Below are 14210 nucleotides of genomic sequence, written 5' to 3'. Positions count from 1 at the left end.
CCTGGCCATGGACGCCATCTCCGTCATCCGCAGCAAGCGGGACCGCGCCGCACTGACCGACGAGCAGATCGACTGGGTCATCGACGCGTACACCCGCGGCGAGGTCGCCGACTACCAGATGGCCGCCCTCAACATGGCGATCCTGCTCAACGGCATGGACCGCCGGGAGATCGCCCGCTGGACCGCGGCCATGATCGCCTCCGGCGAGCGCATGGACTTCTCCTCGCTGTCCCGCCCGACCGCCGACAAGCACTCCACGGGCGGCGTCGGCGACAAGATCACGCTCCCGCTCGCGCCCCTGGTTGCCGCCTGCGGCGCGGCCGTCCCCCAGCTCTCCGGCCGCGGCCTCGGCCACACCGGCGGCACCCTGGACAAGCTGGAGTCCATCCCCGGCTGGCGCGCGCTGCTCTCCAACGAGGAGATGCTCTCGGTTCTGGACGGCACCGGCGCCGTGATCTGCGCGGCGGGCGACGGCCTGGCCCCGGCCGACAAGAAGCTGTACGCGCTGCGCGACGTGACCGGCACGGTGGAGGCGATCCCCCTGATCGCCTCGTCCATCATGTCGAAGAAGATCGCCGAGGGCACCGGCTCCCTGGTCCTGGACGTGAAGGTCGGCTCCGGCGCCTTCATGAAGACCCTGGACGACGCCCGCGAGCTGGCCTCCACCATGGTCGGCCTCGGCACGGACCACGGCGTGAAGACGGTCGCCCTCCTCACCGACATGTCCACCCCGCTCGGCCTCACCGCGGGCAACGCGCTCGAGGTCCGCGAGTCCGTGGAGGTCCTGGCGGGCGGCGGCCCGGCGGACGTCGTCGAACTGACCCTCGCCCTGGCCCGCGAGATGCTCGACGCCGCCGGCCTCAAGGACGCCGACCCGGCCAAGGCCCTGGCCGACGGCTCCGCGATGGACGTCTGGCGCCGCATGATCACCGCCCAGGGCGGCGACCCGGACGCGACCCTCCCCGTGGCCCGCGAACAGCACGTGGTCGTGGCCCCCGCCTCCGGCGTCCTCACCCGCCTCGACGCCTACGACATCGGCATCGCCGCCTGGCGCCTCGGCGCGGGCCGCGCCCGCAAGGAGGACCCGGTCCAGGCGGGAGCGGGCGTCGAACTCCACGCCAAGCCGGGCGACGCGGTCGTCGCGGGCCAGCCCCTGCTGACCCTCCACACGGACACGCCGGAGCGGTTCGGGTACGCGCTGGAGGCGACGGAGGGGTCCTTCGACATCGCCCCTTCCGGCACCGCGTTCTCGGCTTCGCCGGTGGTGCTGGGGCGGGTGGACTGACCTGGGAGGCCTCTTCGTTCGGGACGAAGAGGTCGTGGGTTGCCAGATCGCGCGCTCTTGCATGAAGCCCCAGGTCAGCGACCTGGGGCTTCATCGTCTTCCAGCCTTTGCCCAGACCTCGCTCCCGATGGACAGAGCCCACCCCCTGGGGTCACCAGTCTGGCGAACGATGTCGACGAGATGCAGCGCCATCTGGAGCGGCAGACCCGCACCATGGACGAGGTCGTCGACAAGGTCGCCGCCGGTTGGCAAGGAACCACCGCCACCGCGTACCGCTCCCTGCACCGCGGCGCCGCCGAGAAAGGCCAGCACGACAGGTCCGTCGACCAAGCCTCCTGGGAAGCCGCAGTACGCCACCTGTTCGAGGACGCGTACCCGTACGACGCCACGGGCCCGCGTCGCCACGAGGACTGGGTCCTCGACCTCCTCCCGCTGATGGCCCGGGCCCCGGACCCACGGGGCTGGGTCGGCCTCGACGACGCGGCGCAGGACCCGGAGCGCGCGGCATCCCCCACGTACCCCTTCGTCTCCCACCCCTTGGACCACATCAGGAAGTGCCTCCGTGAGATCGACCGGAAGAGTGCCGAGAACCTGCTCCTGGCCCTCACCGACGACGGCTGCACGCTGTCCAACCTGAGGCGCTTCACGGAGAGCGAGGAAGAACTGCGGCTCATGGCACGGACAGTCCTCGCGCGATACGGGGACGCGGCCACCTTCCACACCAACGTGGACCGGCCCGGCGCCGCGCCCGACCTGCTCGACTTCTCAACCCCGAACTGGGGGTACCACCCGCTCAGCGTCTACTCGGAGGACTTTGGCCTGATCGTCGTTTCAGACACCGAGGTCGGCATGTTCTGGAACTTCTCCGACTACTGAGCCGTACGTGCGCTGCCCTGACCAGGTGCTTTGAGAGGATGCCCCCGTGCTGACCCGTTCCGCTTCCTACCCCGACCGGGCGACCGCCCACTGGGCCACCAGCAGGTGGTGAACGCCAACGAGCAGGTCATCCACCGCTGACTCGCCCAGGGCACCCGTGCCCGTCTCACCATCGAAGCCGCTTAGCCCTCCCACGAAGGACCCGTGGGCCGGGTCCAGATGGAAGGCGACCTCTTGGCCGGGCGCGACCCCGTCGACGTCCGCGCGGCGTGCGTGGTGCTGCGCCGTGAGCCGACGAGCTCGCACGGTTTCGTCATCCGCACGACTGTCCCGTTCTACCTATCGGGGACGCAGGCACATGTCCTTACGCCCTCGCCGCCGAACTCGGCATGGAGGTCGGCCCGCCCGAATCGTTCTCCCATGGCGCCTGGCTCCAGTCTCTGGCGACCACTCTGTCCAACAGCTGATCGCGGGTTGTGAGCAGCCGCCCCGTCTCGTGCCCTGCAGAGCGGACAACAGCGGCCGACGCGATCGGCACGGCATGTTTCCGCAGTTCAGACCTCACCGGCCTGCTCGGCTGCGTCGCCTCGGGCCTGTGCGTCAGCTTCCTGACAGAAGCCCTGCTCGGCCTGCTGGTGCCCGGCATGCGCTTCGGGTACGCGATCGAGGCTCCGGGGGCTGGGGAGGGGCGTTCAGCATCGTGGCGGTGCTGGAACGTATCGCCTGATCAGGGGACTTCTTCGTTCGGGTGAACGGGATCGGTGGACCTCCGCCGGTCCCGTTCGTCATGCTGGGATCGGTGACGCACTGATTGGAGACCGCCATGAGCGCACTCACCGTGAGCCAGGACCCCGACCGGACCTGGGACGACCTCGTCCGGTTCTGGGACGAGTCGGACTGGCCCGAGGGCAGCAGGGTGGAGATCATCGAGGGGATCGTCACCGTGTCGCCCGCTCCCGAGAACCAGCACAATTCCATCGTCGAGCTGATCCAGAGCCGCTTGTACAGGGAGATCCCGGACGGGTGGGGCATCTATCAGACGCAGTCACTCGCCGTACCGTCCCGGTTGGGCATGTTCATCCCGGACCTCGTGGTCGCCCCGAGAAGCGTGGTGAGGGCACCGGGTAACTACATTCCTGCTGCTGCGGCAGACCTCGTCGTCGAAGTCACCTCGAAGTCCAACGCGCGTCACGACCGGGTCGGCAAGCCCGCCGCGTATGCGTCTGCCGGCATTCCCTACTACCTGCTGATCGATCGCTGGGCGCAGGGCGGTCCGACCATCACGCTCTACGGCGAGCCGCAGAGGGATGTCTACCGGGTCCTGCACGCAGGCAAGTTCGGAGATGAGTTCCACCTGCCGGAGCCTTTCAACCTCAGGCTCGACACCAGCGAGTTCCCCGTGGACTGATCCCGGTGCGATGAGTTAATCCCCTCCCCCCGGTCTACCGCCTGTGGACCCCAGGACCGACCCCGTGCTCGTGCTGCGTGGCCCCGTCACCCGGGATGAGGTGGCGGGGCTGTGCGATGTGGTGCGGGGGTTGGCCCCCAGCAGCGGGGTCGTCGTGTGTGACGTGGCCGGGCTGGGGCCGCCCGGGCTTGCGCACGTCGAGCTGCTCGCCCGGCTGGAGCTGGCCGCCCGGCGTGGAGGTGGGCGGATATCGCTGCGGGACCCGGACCCCGCGCTACGCGCCCTGCTCGGACTCGTCGGGCTCGGAATCCAGGTGGAGGGGGAGGTTGAAGAGGGGGAACCAGCGGGGGGTGTCGAGGAAGCAGTGGAAACCGGTGATGCGGCCGGATGAGAGCTCCAGGATCTGGATCGCCCAGGGGGTGAAGCCGCCCTTTTCCGGGTCGGGCTTGTAGTGGGCGAAGCCGGGGAGGCCGTTGACCTCGACCGGGAGGAGGCGGGAGCCCGCGCAGGAGGCGCCGAGGGTGGACATGAAGCCGGTGATGTCGGCGGGGCCGAGCAGCCACAGGTCGAACGGCGGCATGGTCATCACCGCGTCCTCGTGGAGCAGGGCGGTGAGTGCCGTCATGTCGTACCCCTCGAACGCCTTCACATAGCGCTCCAGGAGCTGTTTCTGCTCCTCGTCCAGCGGGTCGGAGACCGCGGCTTCGGCGCCGGTGTCCGCGCGCTCGGCGAGGGTGGCGCGGGCCCGCTGGAGGGCGCTGTTGACCGAGGCGACCGTGGTGCCCAGCAGCTCGGCCACCTCGCTGGCCCGCCAGGCCAGCACCTCGCGCAGGATCAGCACCACCCGCTGTTTGGGCGGCAACTGTTGGAGCGCCGCCATGAACGCCAGCCGGATCGACTCGCGGGCCACCGCCGCCTCCGCCGGGTCGGTCACCGCGGGCAGCACCCGCGCGTCCGGCACCGGCTCCAGCCAGGTGTGGTCCGGGCGCGGGGAGAGCGCGGCCCGCGCCAGCGGGGTCGGTTCGGTGAGGTCCATCGGGCGGGCCCGCTTGTTGCCCGCGGCCAGCATGTCCAGGCAGACGTTGGTGGCGATCCGGTACAGCCAGGACCGCAGACTGGACCGGCCCTCGAACTTGTCGTAGCTCCGCCAGGCCCGCACCAGGGTGTCCTGCACCGCGTCCTCGGCCTCGAAGGACGAGCCGAGCATGCGATAGCAGTACCCGGTCAGTTCGGTCCGGTGCTTCTCCAGCGCGACATCGAGGTCCGCCGTCGCCGTGCCGTCGCCCATCGTCCACCCACCCCTGTGGCCGTCCCGTACGCGCGCCATCGCGCCCCAGTACTCCGGAAGCTACCGCAGGCCACTGACAATGGCCCCCGGAGTCGGGAAACCCGCAGCTCGGGCGGGCGCGCGCACAGGGTCAGTGCGCCGGTACGGCCTCCCGGCGCGCGGCGGTACGGGCCGCCAGGGTGCCCAGCGCGGTGATGGCGACGACGCCGAGGATCGCGAGCAGGCCGACGCCGACCGTGCCCGTCCAGCCGCCGGAGTGGAAGGCGAGCGCGCCGACCGTGCTGCCCGCGCTGGAGCCGATGTAGTACGAGGACTGGTACAGCGCGGTCGCCTGGGCGCGGCCGTGCGTGGCCGTCTTGCCGACCGCCGAGGAGGCGACCGCGTGGCCGGCGAAGAAACCGGCCGTGATCAGCACCAGGCCCAGCAGGACCAGCGGCAGGGACGGTGCCAGCGACAGCAGCAGGCCCGCCGCCGTCGTACCGCCCGCCGTGTACAGCGCGCCGCGGCGGCCGAGGCGGCCCACCAGGCGGCCCGCCGACGACGCGGAGACCGTGCCGACCAGGTACACCAGGAAGATCGAGCCGATGATGCCCTGCGGGAGGGAGAACGGCGCCTCGGTCAGCCGGTAGCCGATCACCGTGTACACCCCGCCGAACACCGTCATGAACAGCGCGCCGATCGCGTACAGGCGGCGCAGCAGCGGGGAGGAGAGGTGGTCGCGGACCGCGCGGGCCAGCACCCGGGGGCGCAGCGAGCCCGCCTCGAAGTGCTTCGGCGCGGGCAGCAGCAGCCGGAACGCCACCGCGCAGCCCACCGCGACCACGCCGATCACACCGACGGCGATCCGCCAGCCCCACTCCTGCGCGACCCAGCCGGTGATCACCCGGCCGCTCATGCCGCCCACGCTGTTGCCCGCGACGAACAGGCCGATCGCCGTGACCAGCGCCTTCGGCCGGACCTCCTCGGCCAGGTACGCCGTCGCGGAGGCGGGCAGCCCGGCCAGCGCGGCACCCTGCAGGGCCCGCAGCGCCACCAGCGCGCCGATCGACGGAGCGAACGGCACCAGCAGCCCGATGGCCACCGCGACCATCAGCGACGCCGTCATCACGGTCCGGCGGCCGAACCGCTCCGACAGCGCGCTCATCGGCAGCACGAACAGCGCCAGGCCGCCGGTCGCCGCCGCCACGGTCCAGCTGGCCTGGCCCGCCGCCACGCCGTAGTCGTCGGAGATCAGCGGCAGCAGGGCCTGGGTGGAGTACAGCAGCGCGAAGGTCGCCACGCCCGCGAGGAAGAGGGCGAGGCTCATCCGGCGGTAGCCGGGGCCGCCCGGCGTCAGCCGCGTGTCGGCCGGGACGGTGGCGGGGGTCTCGGAGGTGGGGGCGGGCGTGCGGGCGTCCAGGCTGATGGACGCCCCGGTACTGGCGGGAGACATGCCTCGAAACTAAGGACGCGACCACTCATCCGTCCAATGCATGGAATCGTCATAATCGTTCCCATGGAGCATCAGCAGAGGTCACGGCCGCGCCTGTCACCGTCCGGTGACACAGAAGACATGGCGCTGCTGCTCGCGCCCCGCCTCGCCTACTTCGCCGGGGTGGCCCGCACCGAGCACGTCACCCGGGCCGCGCACGAAATGAACGTCCCGCAGTCCACCCTCTCCCGCGCGATGGTCCGCCTCGAGCAGGACCTCGGGGTGGACCTGTTCGCCCGGCATGGCCGCACGGTCTCGCTCACCCCGGCGGGCCGTACCTTCCTCGGCTCGGTGGAGCGCGCCCTCGCCGAGGTCGAGCGGGCCGCCGAGGAGGTGCGCGCGGACGCCGATCCGGCCACCGGCAAGGTCGCCTTCGGCTTCCTGCACACCATGGGCCCGGAGACCGTACCCGGCCTGCTGCACGCCTTCCGCGCCGACCATCCGCGCATCCGCTTCAGCCTGGTGCAGAACTACGGCGAGGCCATGCTGGAGCGGCTCCGGGCGGGCGAGCTGGACCTGTGCCTGACCTCGCCGGTGCCGGACGCTCCCGACCTGGTCGCCCGGCGGCTGGACGAGCAGAAGCTGCGCCTGGTCGTTCCGGCCGACCACCGGCTGGCCGGGCGTCGTCGCATCCGGCTCGCCGAGGCGGCCGACGAGACCTTCGTGACCCTGGAGCCCGGCTACGGCCTGCGCCGCATCACCGACGACCTGTGCCGTGAGGCGGGCTTCCGGCCCCGGGTCGCCTTCGAGGGCGAGGAGACGGAGACCCTGCGCGGGCTGGTGGCCGCCGGGCTCGGCGTGGCCCTGCTGCCGCCGCCCACCGTGCCCCGGCCGGGCGTGGTGGAGCTGACGGTGACCGCGCCGAGGGCGGTCCGCGAGATCGGCGTGGCCTGGCTGGCCGACCGCCCGGACACCCCGCCGGTGGCCGCCTTCAAGAAGTTCCTCCTCTCCAGGAGGGGCAGCCTGCTGCCGTCCTGAACCCACCCCACCTGCGCGGCTACTTGCGCAACGACTTCCCGAACCCCGACGCCAGCGGCATCCGCAGCCCTATCGGCGGCGGTGCCGCGAGCGCGTCCTCCACCGGGCGGGACAGCGGGTGCCCGAAGAGGGCGCCCAGGGTGAAGTCCACGGTCAGGGCGAGCACTTCGTCCCGGTGCTGGTGCAGCCCGTGGCCGTCGGAGTGGACCTCGAAGCGGCAGACCTCCCGGTTCACCTTCTTCGCGCGGGCCGCCAGCCGGAACGACAGCTCCGGGTCGCACCGTTCGTCGTTCGTGCCGTGTGCGATCAGCACCCGGCGCCCCACCAGCTGCTTGACCGGCTCGGCGGCGCCCACACCCTCCTCCGGGAGCCAAGGGGCGATGGCCACCACGGAGTTGACCGCCTCATGGCCCCCGGCGCCCAGCGCGGCCCGTCCGCCCATGTCCAGCCCCACCAGGCACACCGGCACGTCCCCGTACCGCCGCACCACCTCGTCCGCGGCCCAGGCGGCGTCGGTCGCGAGGTGGGCCTCGTCGCCGTTCCAGCCTCGGTAGCGGTAGTGGACCGGATGGACGGCGAGCCCCTCCGCGTGGCCCGCGCGGGCCAGAGCGCGGGCGACCGCGCGGACGAGGGTGCCGGGCAGTGGCGGGAACGGGCGGCGGGTGGAGACCTCGTCCCCGCCGGGGAGCAGCAGCACCGCTCCGCTCACCGCGCCCGGCGCGGGGCCGACCGCCTTTCCCAGCCTGGCCGTCCGGACCGGCGTCGTCGCTTGCTGTCCCATGGCAGAACACTGTCAGAAGGCGAGGTGTACGAAACCCTTCCTGGCGGTCACCGTTGCGTATCGACGCGCACGGGGTACGGATCGCGCCACTGGGTGAACGGCCTGAATTCGAGCATCCCGTCGGGGAGTTCGGCCGCACGCTCGATTTCCGGGGCTGTTTCCGAAGTCAATGCGATGAGATCACGATTCATTCCTTTCGATGAACGTCCCTTGCCGGGGCAGGACTTCACTCACCTCGGACGTGAAGGAGCGCTGTCCGAATGGCTGTTCCCGCGCGCGGCTTCCACCAGCGCTTATGCGGGAATGGCGTGCCGATAGTATTTATTGCGCGCCTCGGCAATGCGTACGGGAATCCGCCAGCAGCCCGCATTTCGGTGATTGCGGTGGGTGGTCCGCGATGTTTACGGTCATGGATCGCTCGGATCATCCGTGATCCATGTCTCCGCATTCAAGGACGCATTCACCATGAAGCAGTCTGCTGCCAAGACCCTCGGTGTCGCCGCCCTCGGTGCCGCCTTCGCCGCCGCGGGCGCGGGCGCGGCCAACGCGGCCCCGGCCGCCCCGGACGCCCTCCCCCTCGTGGGCTCCGTCGCCCACACGCTCCCGGCCGCGAACGTCACCCAGGCGCTGCCCGGCGCCGCCGAGGCGGTCACTCAGGGGCAGGGTGTGATCGGCGGCGGACTGAACACCGCGCGGCCCGCCGTGCAGAAGATGCTCGCCCAGGGCCCCACCGCCCCCGTCGCCGGACTGCTCGGCGGCCTGCCCGTGGCGGGCCTGCCCACCCACGGCCTGGGCCTCAACGGCATCCCGCTCGGCTGACGCACCCCACGCGACCCAACCCCCACGCGACGCACCCCCCCACGCACGACGCCGCCGAGGCCCCCGGTGTTCTCCGGGACGGCCTCGGCGGCGTCCGCGTACCCGGAACCGAGCCGGGTGGCGGGCGGCGTCACCAGGCGGTGGCGCGGGCCTTGTCCTCGGAGGGCAGCAGTATCCAGAGGGCTATGTAGACCAGGAACTGCGGGCCGGGCAGCAGGCAGGACACCACGAAGATCACGCGCATCGTGCCCGCCGACATGCCGAAGCGCCGTGCCAGCGCGGCGCACACGCCGCCGATCCTGCGGCCGTTGGTGGGGCGGACAAGGGCGGTCATGGCTGGCTCCTCCGTCGTCGTCGGCCCGCGACCGGGCCGCCTGCCGGGGTGGGCCGAGTGCCGCGCCCCGTCTGTCGTCGTATGCCCAAAGGTACGGAGACGAAGCGGGAGAAGCATCCCTCTAAGGGGCGATACCGACCCTGGGAATCGTCGGGGTCCGCCCCTGAGAAAGCTCCCCGCGCACGCTCACCGCACCACCGCCCGGACCCGGACCCCCGGCCCCGGCAGCCCGGTCGGCCCCGCGCGCCTCCCCGGCCGGATACCCGTCGCAACCCCCGGACACGCCACCGGAGATACCCTCACACACCCCCTCAGGGACACCCCTGAGCCCGCCCTGTCCACCGAACCCGCCAGGGCGCCCGTACCTCTCCCGCTCCCCGGCCCCGCCCCCGACCCGGCGCCGCAGCCACGCCCGCCCCGCCGGGACGAGCGCCAGGTGGGCCAGGAGGACGCCCGCGGTGTTCAGCAGAACCACGTCCACATCCACCACCCGCCCCGGCACCCCGGTCTGCAACAGGGCGATGCCCAGGGAGGTCAGGGCGCCCGCGGCGACCGTACGCAGCAGGGAGGCCAGGGGGGAGACGGTGAGTCTGCCGTCCGCCAGCGGCAGCAGTACGCCCAGCGGGGCCAGCAGGGCCAGGCCCTCGCCGATGCGGAGGCCCGCCTCCGGCCAGCCCAGCGCCAGGTCGGCGCGCAGCCCGGCCAGCGGGCGGAGGTTCGCGGGCCGTACCCACGGCACGTCCAGCGGCCGCAGCGTCAGCCAGGCGACGAGCGCGAGATGCGCGACGAGGAGGACTGCCCCGGTCACTCGGATGCGGTTCGCGGCGCTGCCGCCGATGGAGCCTTGACGCTGCACGTCCCCCAAGACGCGCCGCCGCGCGCGATCGGTTCCGCTTAGACGCTTCCCGCCCCCGTGAGGCGTGCGCCACACGCGCGCCGGACGGGGGCCCGTCTCAGTGCAACGCGACGGAACCGGACGGGGGTTGGACCCGGCCCGGATGGTCGCGGACGTCCTCCGTGCACTCGTAGCGGCGCGGCGCGGCCGGGGCCGGACCGGCGAGGATCACCGAGCCGTCGCCCTCCGCCGCGGCGGAGTCGGAGAAGGTGCACACCACCTGGGCGAGCGCGGGGGAGCCCAGCTTGTCGGGGGCGGTGCTCAGCCGCAGCGCCTCCTCGGGCCACTCGCGTCCGGGGCCGGTGACGGTGATGCCGCCCGGCACCCGGGTCTGGTAGCCCGCCGCCCGCTCCCCGGCCGACGGCGCGGAGGCGAGCTGGTCCAGGAGTCCCTGCGCGACCATGACCCGGCGCCGCGCGTCCGGCGTGCCCTCCGGCACCCGCACCGAACGGTCCACGGTCACCAGTGAGGCCCCGCACAGCAGGAAGACCTGCACTGGCACCCCTTCCGGGGACTGCGTGGCCTGCCCGGACCCGGCCGGTGAACAGGGCACCCGCGACGGCGCCCCGCCGAAGTCGGTCGGCACCTCCGTGGGCCGGATGCCGCACCCGGTGGCCAGCGCGCCCAGCAGCCCCAGCGTCAGCAGTCCGCGGGCCGTGCGCCCGTTCACCGGGCCTCCCCGTGGCTGTCCTCGGCCGGGGAGTCGTCCTTGTCGTCGCCGTCGGGCTCCTCCGTGAGGCTGGAGGCGTCCAGCGGCAGCCGGAGCGTGAACACCGCGCCGCCCTCGGGGGAGTTGGCGGCCGTGATCTCGCCGCCATGGATGTGGGCGTTCTCCAGCGCGATGGACAGACCGAGGCCGCTGCCCTCCGAACGCGGCCGGGAGGCGCTGGCCTTGTAGAAGCGGTCGAAGACGTGCGGCAGCACCTCCTCGGGGATGCCGGGCCCGTGGTCGCGCACCGCCACCAGCAGATCGTCGCCGTCGATGCGGACCGAGACCCGCACCGGGGAACCGCCGTGCTTGAGGGCGTTGCCGATCAGGTTGGCGAGGATGACGTCCAGGCGGCGCGGGTCGAGGCGGGCGTGGATGCCGCGCTCGGCGTCCAGTTCGACCGCGTCCAGCCAGGCACGGGCGTCGATGCAGGCGGTGATCTGGTCGGCGAGGTCCACATCGTCCAGCACCAGACGGGCGGTGCCCGCGTCGAAGCGGGTGACCTCCATCAGGTTCTCCACCAGGGAGTTCAGCCGCCGTGTCTCGCTCACCACCAGGCGCACCGCGGGCTCGATCATCGGGTCGATGCCGCCGCCCTCGAACTCCAGCTCGTCCTCGAGTACTTCGGTCACCGCGGTGATGGCGGTGAGCGGGGTGCGCAGCTCGTGCGACATGTCGGCGACGAAGCGGCGGGAGGCGTCGTCACGGGCGGCCATGTCCGCGACCCGCTTCTCCAGCGCCTCGGCCGCGTTGTTGAACGTCCGTGACAGGTCGGCGAGTTCGTCCGTGCCGGAGACCTGCAGCCGGGTGTCGAGCCGGCCCTCGCCGAGCCGCCGTGCGGCAACGCCGAGCCGGTGCACCGGCTTCAGCACGGTCGTCGCGGCGGCCTGCGCGAGCAGGGCCGAACCGATCAGGGCCAGCGCGGTGGCGATCCCCAACGACCAGGCCAGGGAGTTGAGATCCTTCGCCTCCGGCTCCAGCGACTTCGCCATGTAACCGGTGGAGCCGCCGTCGACCACCTTCGTGCCCGCCACCAGGAACGGGGTGCCCCGGTCGGTGACCCGCTGCCAATACAGATGATACGGCGACTTGTTGGAGCCGCTCGTCTTCTGCCGCTTGTTCACCGCGGTGCGCAGCGACGGGGGCACGTCCTTCAGCGAGAAGCCGCTCAGCCCGCCCGAACCGCCGTACACCGTGCGGCCGTCGGGGTCCTGAGCGACCAGCAGCACGCTGAAACGCTGGCTGCTGCCCGCCATCTGCCCGGCGGCGCGCTGGAGTTCGTCCTGCGTGGGGTGCGAGGGCAGCGCGCCCGCGCGGTTCTGCATCTCCTGCCGGAAGTCGCGCAGCACCGCGTCCTGGGCGCGGGTGAGCACCGCCTCCCGGTTGAGCCAGTACGCGATGCCCGACGCGGACACCGCGGCCGTCAGCGCGACCAGCCCGAAGACCAGCACCAGCCGCAGCCGCAGGCTGGTGAAACGCAGTCCGGCCAGCTTCCTCCCCCGCTCGGCCGTCCAGCGGCCGAATCCCCCTCGATCGCTCACTGAGGAGTGTCCAGGCGGTAGCCGACCCCACGGACCGTGCGGATCAGGGTCGGGGAGGACGGCACGTCCTCGACCTTCGCCCGCAGCCGCTGCACACACGCGTCCACCAGGCGCGAGTCGCCCAGGTAGTCGTGCTCCCACACCAGCCGCAGCAACTGCTGCCGGGACAGCGCCTGACCGGGCCGACGGCTCAGCTCCAGCAGCAGCCGCAGCTCGGTCGGGGTCAGCTGGAGGTCCTCGCCGTTCTTGGTCACGGTCATCGCGGAGCGGTCGATGACGACGTTGCCGAAGGTCGCCGAGTCGCTGGACTCGCGCTCCCCGCGCCGCAGCACGGCCCGGATACGGGCGTCCAGCACCCGGCCCTGCACCGGCTTGACCACGTAGTCGTCGGCGCCGGACTCCAGTCCGACCACCACGTCGATGTCGTCGTTCCGCGCGGTCAGCAGGATGATCGGCAGCTGGTCGGTGCGCCGGATACGGCGGCACACCTCGAACCCGTCGATGCCGGGCAGCATCACGTCCAGCACGATCAGGTCAGGGCGCTGCTCACGCAGCAGCTTCAGACCGTCCTCACCGCTCGCGGCGGTGGCGACCCGGTGCCCCTGGCGCGTCAGGGACAGCTCAAGGGCCGTACGGATGGCGTCGTCGTCCTCGATCAGCAACAGGGAAGGCACGGGCTCATTCTGGCCCATGTACCGCCTGTCGTACGACCCGTGCCGCACCGGGTTCTCGCAGGCCGGGCCCGACCGGGACACCGCGTACCAAACCGGGCCCCTGCCACCTCCCGGCCGCCCGCTCCGGTCACGACCCGCCGCGACCGGCCCCTGTGACAGGTCTGTGACAGTCGGCGGACACGGCCATGAAGGACGGTCGGCAAGCTTTTCTGCAGGCGGGAGAGCATCACCGGCCACGCCAGGCACCGGAAGTCCACGACGGGGAGCGCGAGATGAACACGCCACACGGCATGAGCACCAGCGCAGTGGTCACGCGTCTGCACGACGCGCACCGGGGGGCTGCGCCTTCGGGGAATTCCGGGAAGTCCGGTGCCGGGACCACGCTGCCGTCACGCGGCCGCGAGTCCCAGGGAGTACGGGGGTGCGCCCGCGGCACCGGGCGTCAGCACACCGGATACATGACGGTGGTCGACGCCCGCACGGGGGAGGGGCACGGGGGAAGCGCGTACGGGGAGGAACCGGGGGAGCGTCGCTCGCTGACGGAGGCGGAGTTCACCGCCTACGTCCAGGAGCGCCGCGCCTCCCTGTACGCGACCGCCTACCACCTGACCGGCGACCGCTTCGAGGCCGAGGACCTGCTGCAGAGCGCGCTGTTCTCGACCTACCGGGCGTGGGAGCGGATCAGCGACAAGGCCGCGGTCGGCGGATACCTCCGCCGCACCATGACCAACCTGCACATCAGCGCGTGGCGCCGCCGCAAGCTGAACGAGTACCCGACCGAGGAACTGCCGGAGACGCCCGCCGGTACGGACGCCATGCGCGGCACCGAGCTGCGCGCCGTCCTGTGGCAGGCGCTCGCCCGGCTGCCCGAGCTGCAGCGCACCATGCTGGTGCTGCGGTACTACGAGGGCCGTACCGACCCGGAGATCGCCGACATACTCGGCATCAGCGTCGGCACGGTGAAGTCCAGCATCTGGCGCTCGCTGCGGCGCCTGCGCGAGGACGAGGTCCTGAGCTTCGGCCGGGACCACGAAGACGCCTTCGGCGAGCTGGTGGCCTGAAGGACGGGGTCCATCGGGGGACGGACCCACGGGGGGAACGGGGGGATCGAGCCGTCACGGCTCGGCCCGAGGGGAAACGGGGAATCGCGG

Annotated in this window: 15 protein-coding genes and 1 pseudogene; 8 read left to right on the top strand and 8 right to left on the bottom strand. The window is 72.1% G+C overall.

All coding sequences use genetic code 11. The features are described from left to right. Window position 1: 1 nt before the first annotated feature. From ACI2LY_RS11935 to ACI2LY_RS11915, 5 genes and pseudogenes are all read left to right on the top strand, one after another. The gene (locus tag ACI2LY_RS11935) at window positions 2–1285 is read left to right on the top strand and encodes a thymidine phosphorylase (RefSeq protein ID WP_404707317.1); all 1284 of its coding nucleotides are present in this window, start codon (window positions 2–4) and stop codon (window positions 1283–1285) included. 39 nt (window positions 1286–1324) lie between these two features. After that, complete coding sequence (locus tag ACI2LY_RS11930; RefSeq protein WP_404707037.1) at window positions 1325–2161, top strand: WXG100 family type VII secretion target; 837 nt, start codon at window positions 1325–1327, stop codon at window positions 2159–2161. Between the two features lie 46 nt (window positions 2162–2207). After that, window positions 2208–2503 (top strand): annotated as a pseudogene (locus ACI2LY_RS11925) (RNase A-like domain-containing protein); the annotation flags it as partial. 481 nt (window positions 2504–2984) lie between these two features. Next, the gene (locus tag ACI2LY_RS11920; RefSeq protein WP_404707036.1) at window positions 2985–3569 is read left to right on the top strand and encodes a Uma2 family endonuclease; all 585 of its coding nucleotides are present in this window, start codon (window positions 2985–2987) and stop codon (window positions 3567–3569) included. A gap of 43 nt (window positions 3570–3612) precedes the next feature. Continuing rightward, complete coding sequence (locus tag ACI2LY_RS11915; RefSeq protein WP_404707035.1) at window positions 3613–3960, top strand: STAS domain-containing protein; 348 nt, start codon at window positions 3613–3615, stop codon at window positions 3958–3960. On the opposite strand, the gene ACI2LY_RS11910 is transcribed toward ACI2LY_RS11915, so the two are convergent. Next, complete coding sequence (locus tag ACI2LY_RS11910; RefSeq protein ID WP_404707034.1) at window positions 3844–4857, bottom strand: sigma-70 family RNA polymerase sigma factor; 1014 nt, start codon at window positions 4855–4857, stop codon at window positions 3844–3846. The two genes, ACI2LY_RS11915 and ACI2LY_RS11910, sit on opposite strands and share 117 nt — an antisense overlap. 130 nt (window positions 4858–4987) lie before the next feature. Next, the gene (locus ACI2LY_RS11905) at window positions 4988–6289 is read right to left on the bottom strand and encodes an MFS transporter (protein WP_404707033.1); all 1302 of its coding nucleotides are present in this window, start codon (window positions 6287–6289) and stop codon (window positions 4988–4990) included. Window positions 6290–6352: 63 nt separating this feature from the next. Here ACI2LY_RS11905 and ACI2LY_RS11900 point away from each other — a divergent pair, with 63 nt between their 5' ends. After that, window positions 6353–7306, top strand: coding sequence for a LysR family transcriptional regulator (locus ACI2LY_RS11900; RefSeq protein ID WP_393914968.1), 954 nt, complete (start codon window positions 6353–6355; stop codon window positions 7304–7306). Window positions 7307–7325: 19 nt separating this feature from the next. On the opposite strand, the gene ACI2LY_RS11895 is transcribed toward ACI2LY_RS11900, so the two are convergent. Further along, on the bottom strand, window positions 7326–8087 hold the full coding sequence (locus ACI2LY_RS11895; RefSeq protein ID WP_404707032.1) for an alpha/beta hydrolase: 762 nt from the start codon (window positions 8085–8087) through the stop codon (window positions 7326–7328). Between the two features lie 465 nt (window positions 8088–8552). Here ACI2LY_RS11895 and ACI2LY_RS11890 point away from each other — a divergent pair, with 465 nt between their 5' ends. Next, window positions 8553–8906 (top strand): ATP-binding protein, encoded by a 354-nt coding sequence (locus tag ACI2LY_RS11890; protein ID WP_404707031.1) that lies wholly within the window; start codon window positions 8553–8555, stop codon window positions 8904–8906. A 130-nt stretch (window positions 8907–9036) separates the two neighbouring features. Here ACI2LY_RS11890 and ACI2LY_RS11885 read toward each other — a convergent pair whose 3' ends face one another. The 5 genes from ACI2LY_RS11885 to afsQ1 form a co-directional block, all read right to left on the bottom strand. Then, window positions 9037–9240 (bottom strand): PspC domain-containing protein, encoded by a 204-nt coding sequence (locus ACI2LY_RS11885; RefSeq protein ID WP_404707030.1) that lies wholly within the window; start codon window positions 9238–9240, stop codon window positions 9037–9039. A 121-nt stretch (window positions 9241–9361) separates the two neighbouring features. Next, the gene (locus ACI2LY_RS11880; protein WP_404707029.1) at window positions 9362–10048 is read right to left on the bottom strand and encodes a VanZ family protein; all 687 of its coding nucleotides are present in this window, start codon (window positions 10046–10048) and stop codon (window positions 9362–9364) included. 145 nt (window positions 10049–10193) lie between these two features. Then, the gene (locus ACI2LY_RS11875; RefSeq protein WP_404707028.1) at window positions 10194–10805 is read right to left on the bottom strand and encodes a hypothetical protein; all 612 of its coding nucleotides are present in this window, start codon (window positions 10803–10805) and stop codon (window positions 10194–10196) included. Then, window positions 10802–12385, bottom strand: coding sequence for an ATP-binding protein (locus tag ACI2LY_RS11870; RefSeq protein ID WP_404707027.1), 1584 nt, complete (start codon window positions 12383–12385; stop codon window positions 10802–10804). Before ACI2LY_RS11870 ends, ACI2LY_RS11875 begins: the two co-directional genes overlap by 4 nt. Further along, window positions 12382–13059, bottom strand: coding sequence for a two-component system response regulator AfsQ1 (gene afsQ1 / locus ACI2LY_RS11865; RefSeq protein WP_388996392.1), 678 nt, complete (start codon window positions 13057–13059; stop codon window positions 12382–12384). The genes ACI2LY_RS11870 and afsQ1 overlap by 4 nt, the downstream gene beginning before the upstream one ends. A 272-nt stretch (window positions 13060–13331) precedes the next feature. Between afsQ1 and ACI2LY_RS11860 the strand changes: the two genes are divergently transcribed. Beyond that, window positions 13332–14120, top strand: a complete 789-nt coding sequence (locus ACI2LY_RS11860; RefSeq protein ID WP_404707026.1) for a SigE family RNA polymerase sigma factor — start codon at window positions 13332–13334, stop codon at window positions 14118–14120. The last annotated feature ends 90 nt before the right edge of the window (window positions 14121–14210 follow it).

Source organism: Streptomyces sp. NPDC002176, assembly GCF_044903645.1.
Taxonomy (GTDB): Bacteria; Actinomycetota; Actinomycetes; order Streptomycetales; family Streptomycetaceae; genus Streptomyces.
Note: the sequence above shows the minus strand (reverse complement) of the source record. Positions and strands in the feature narration are given on the sequence as shown.

Excerpts from the sequence above, each read along its gene's own strand:
- ACI2LY_RS11920 (WP_404707036.1), top strand. The coding sequence starts at position 2,985 with ATGAGCGCACTCACCGTGAGCCAGGACCCCGACCGGACCTGGGACGAC.
- ACI2LY_RS11900 (WP_393914968.1), top strand. The coding sequence starts at position 6,353 with ATGGAGCATCAGCAGAGGTCACGGCCGCGCCTGTCACCGTCCGGTGAC.
- ACI2LY_RS11860 (WP_404707026.1), top strand. The coding sequence starts at position 13,332 with ATGAACACGCCACACGGCATGAGCACCAGCGCAGTGGTCACGCGTCTG.
- ACI2LY_RS11890 (WP_404707031.1), top strand. The coding sequence starts at position 8,553 with ATGAAGCAGTCTGCTGCCAAGACCCTCGGTGTCGCCGCCCTCGGTGCC.
- ACI2LY_RS11905 (WP_404707033.1), bottom strand. The coding sequence starts at position 6,289 with ATGTCTCCCGCCAGTACCGGGGCGTCCATCAGCCTGGACGCCCGCACG.
- ACI2LY_RS11895 (WP_404707032.1), bottom strand. The coding sequence starts at position 8,087 with ATGGGACAGCAAGCGACGACGCCGGTCCGGACGGCCAGGCTGGGAAAG.
- ACI2LY_RS11910 (WP_404707034.1), bottom strand. The coding sequence starts at position 4,857 with ATGGGCGACGGCACGGCGACGGCGGACCTCGATGTCGCGCTGGAGAAG.
- ACI2LY_RS11885 (WP_404707030.1), bottom strand. The coding sequence starts at position 9,240 with ATGACCGCCCTTGTCCGCCCCACCAACGGCCGCAGGATCGGCGGCGTG.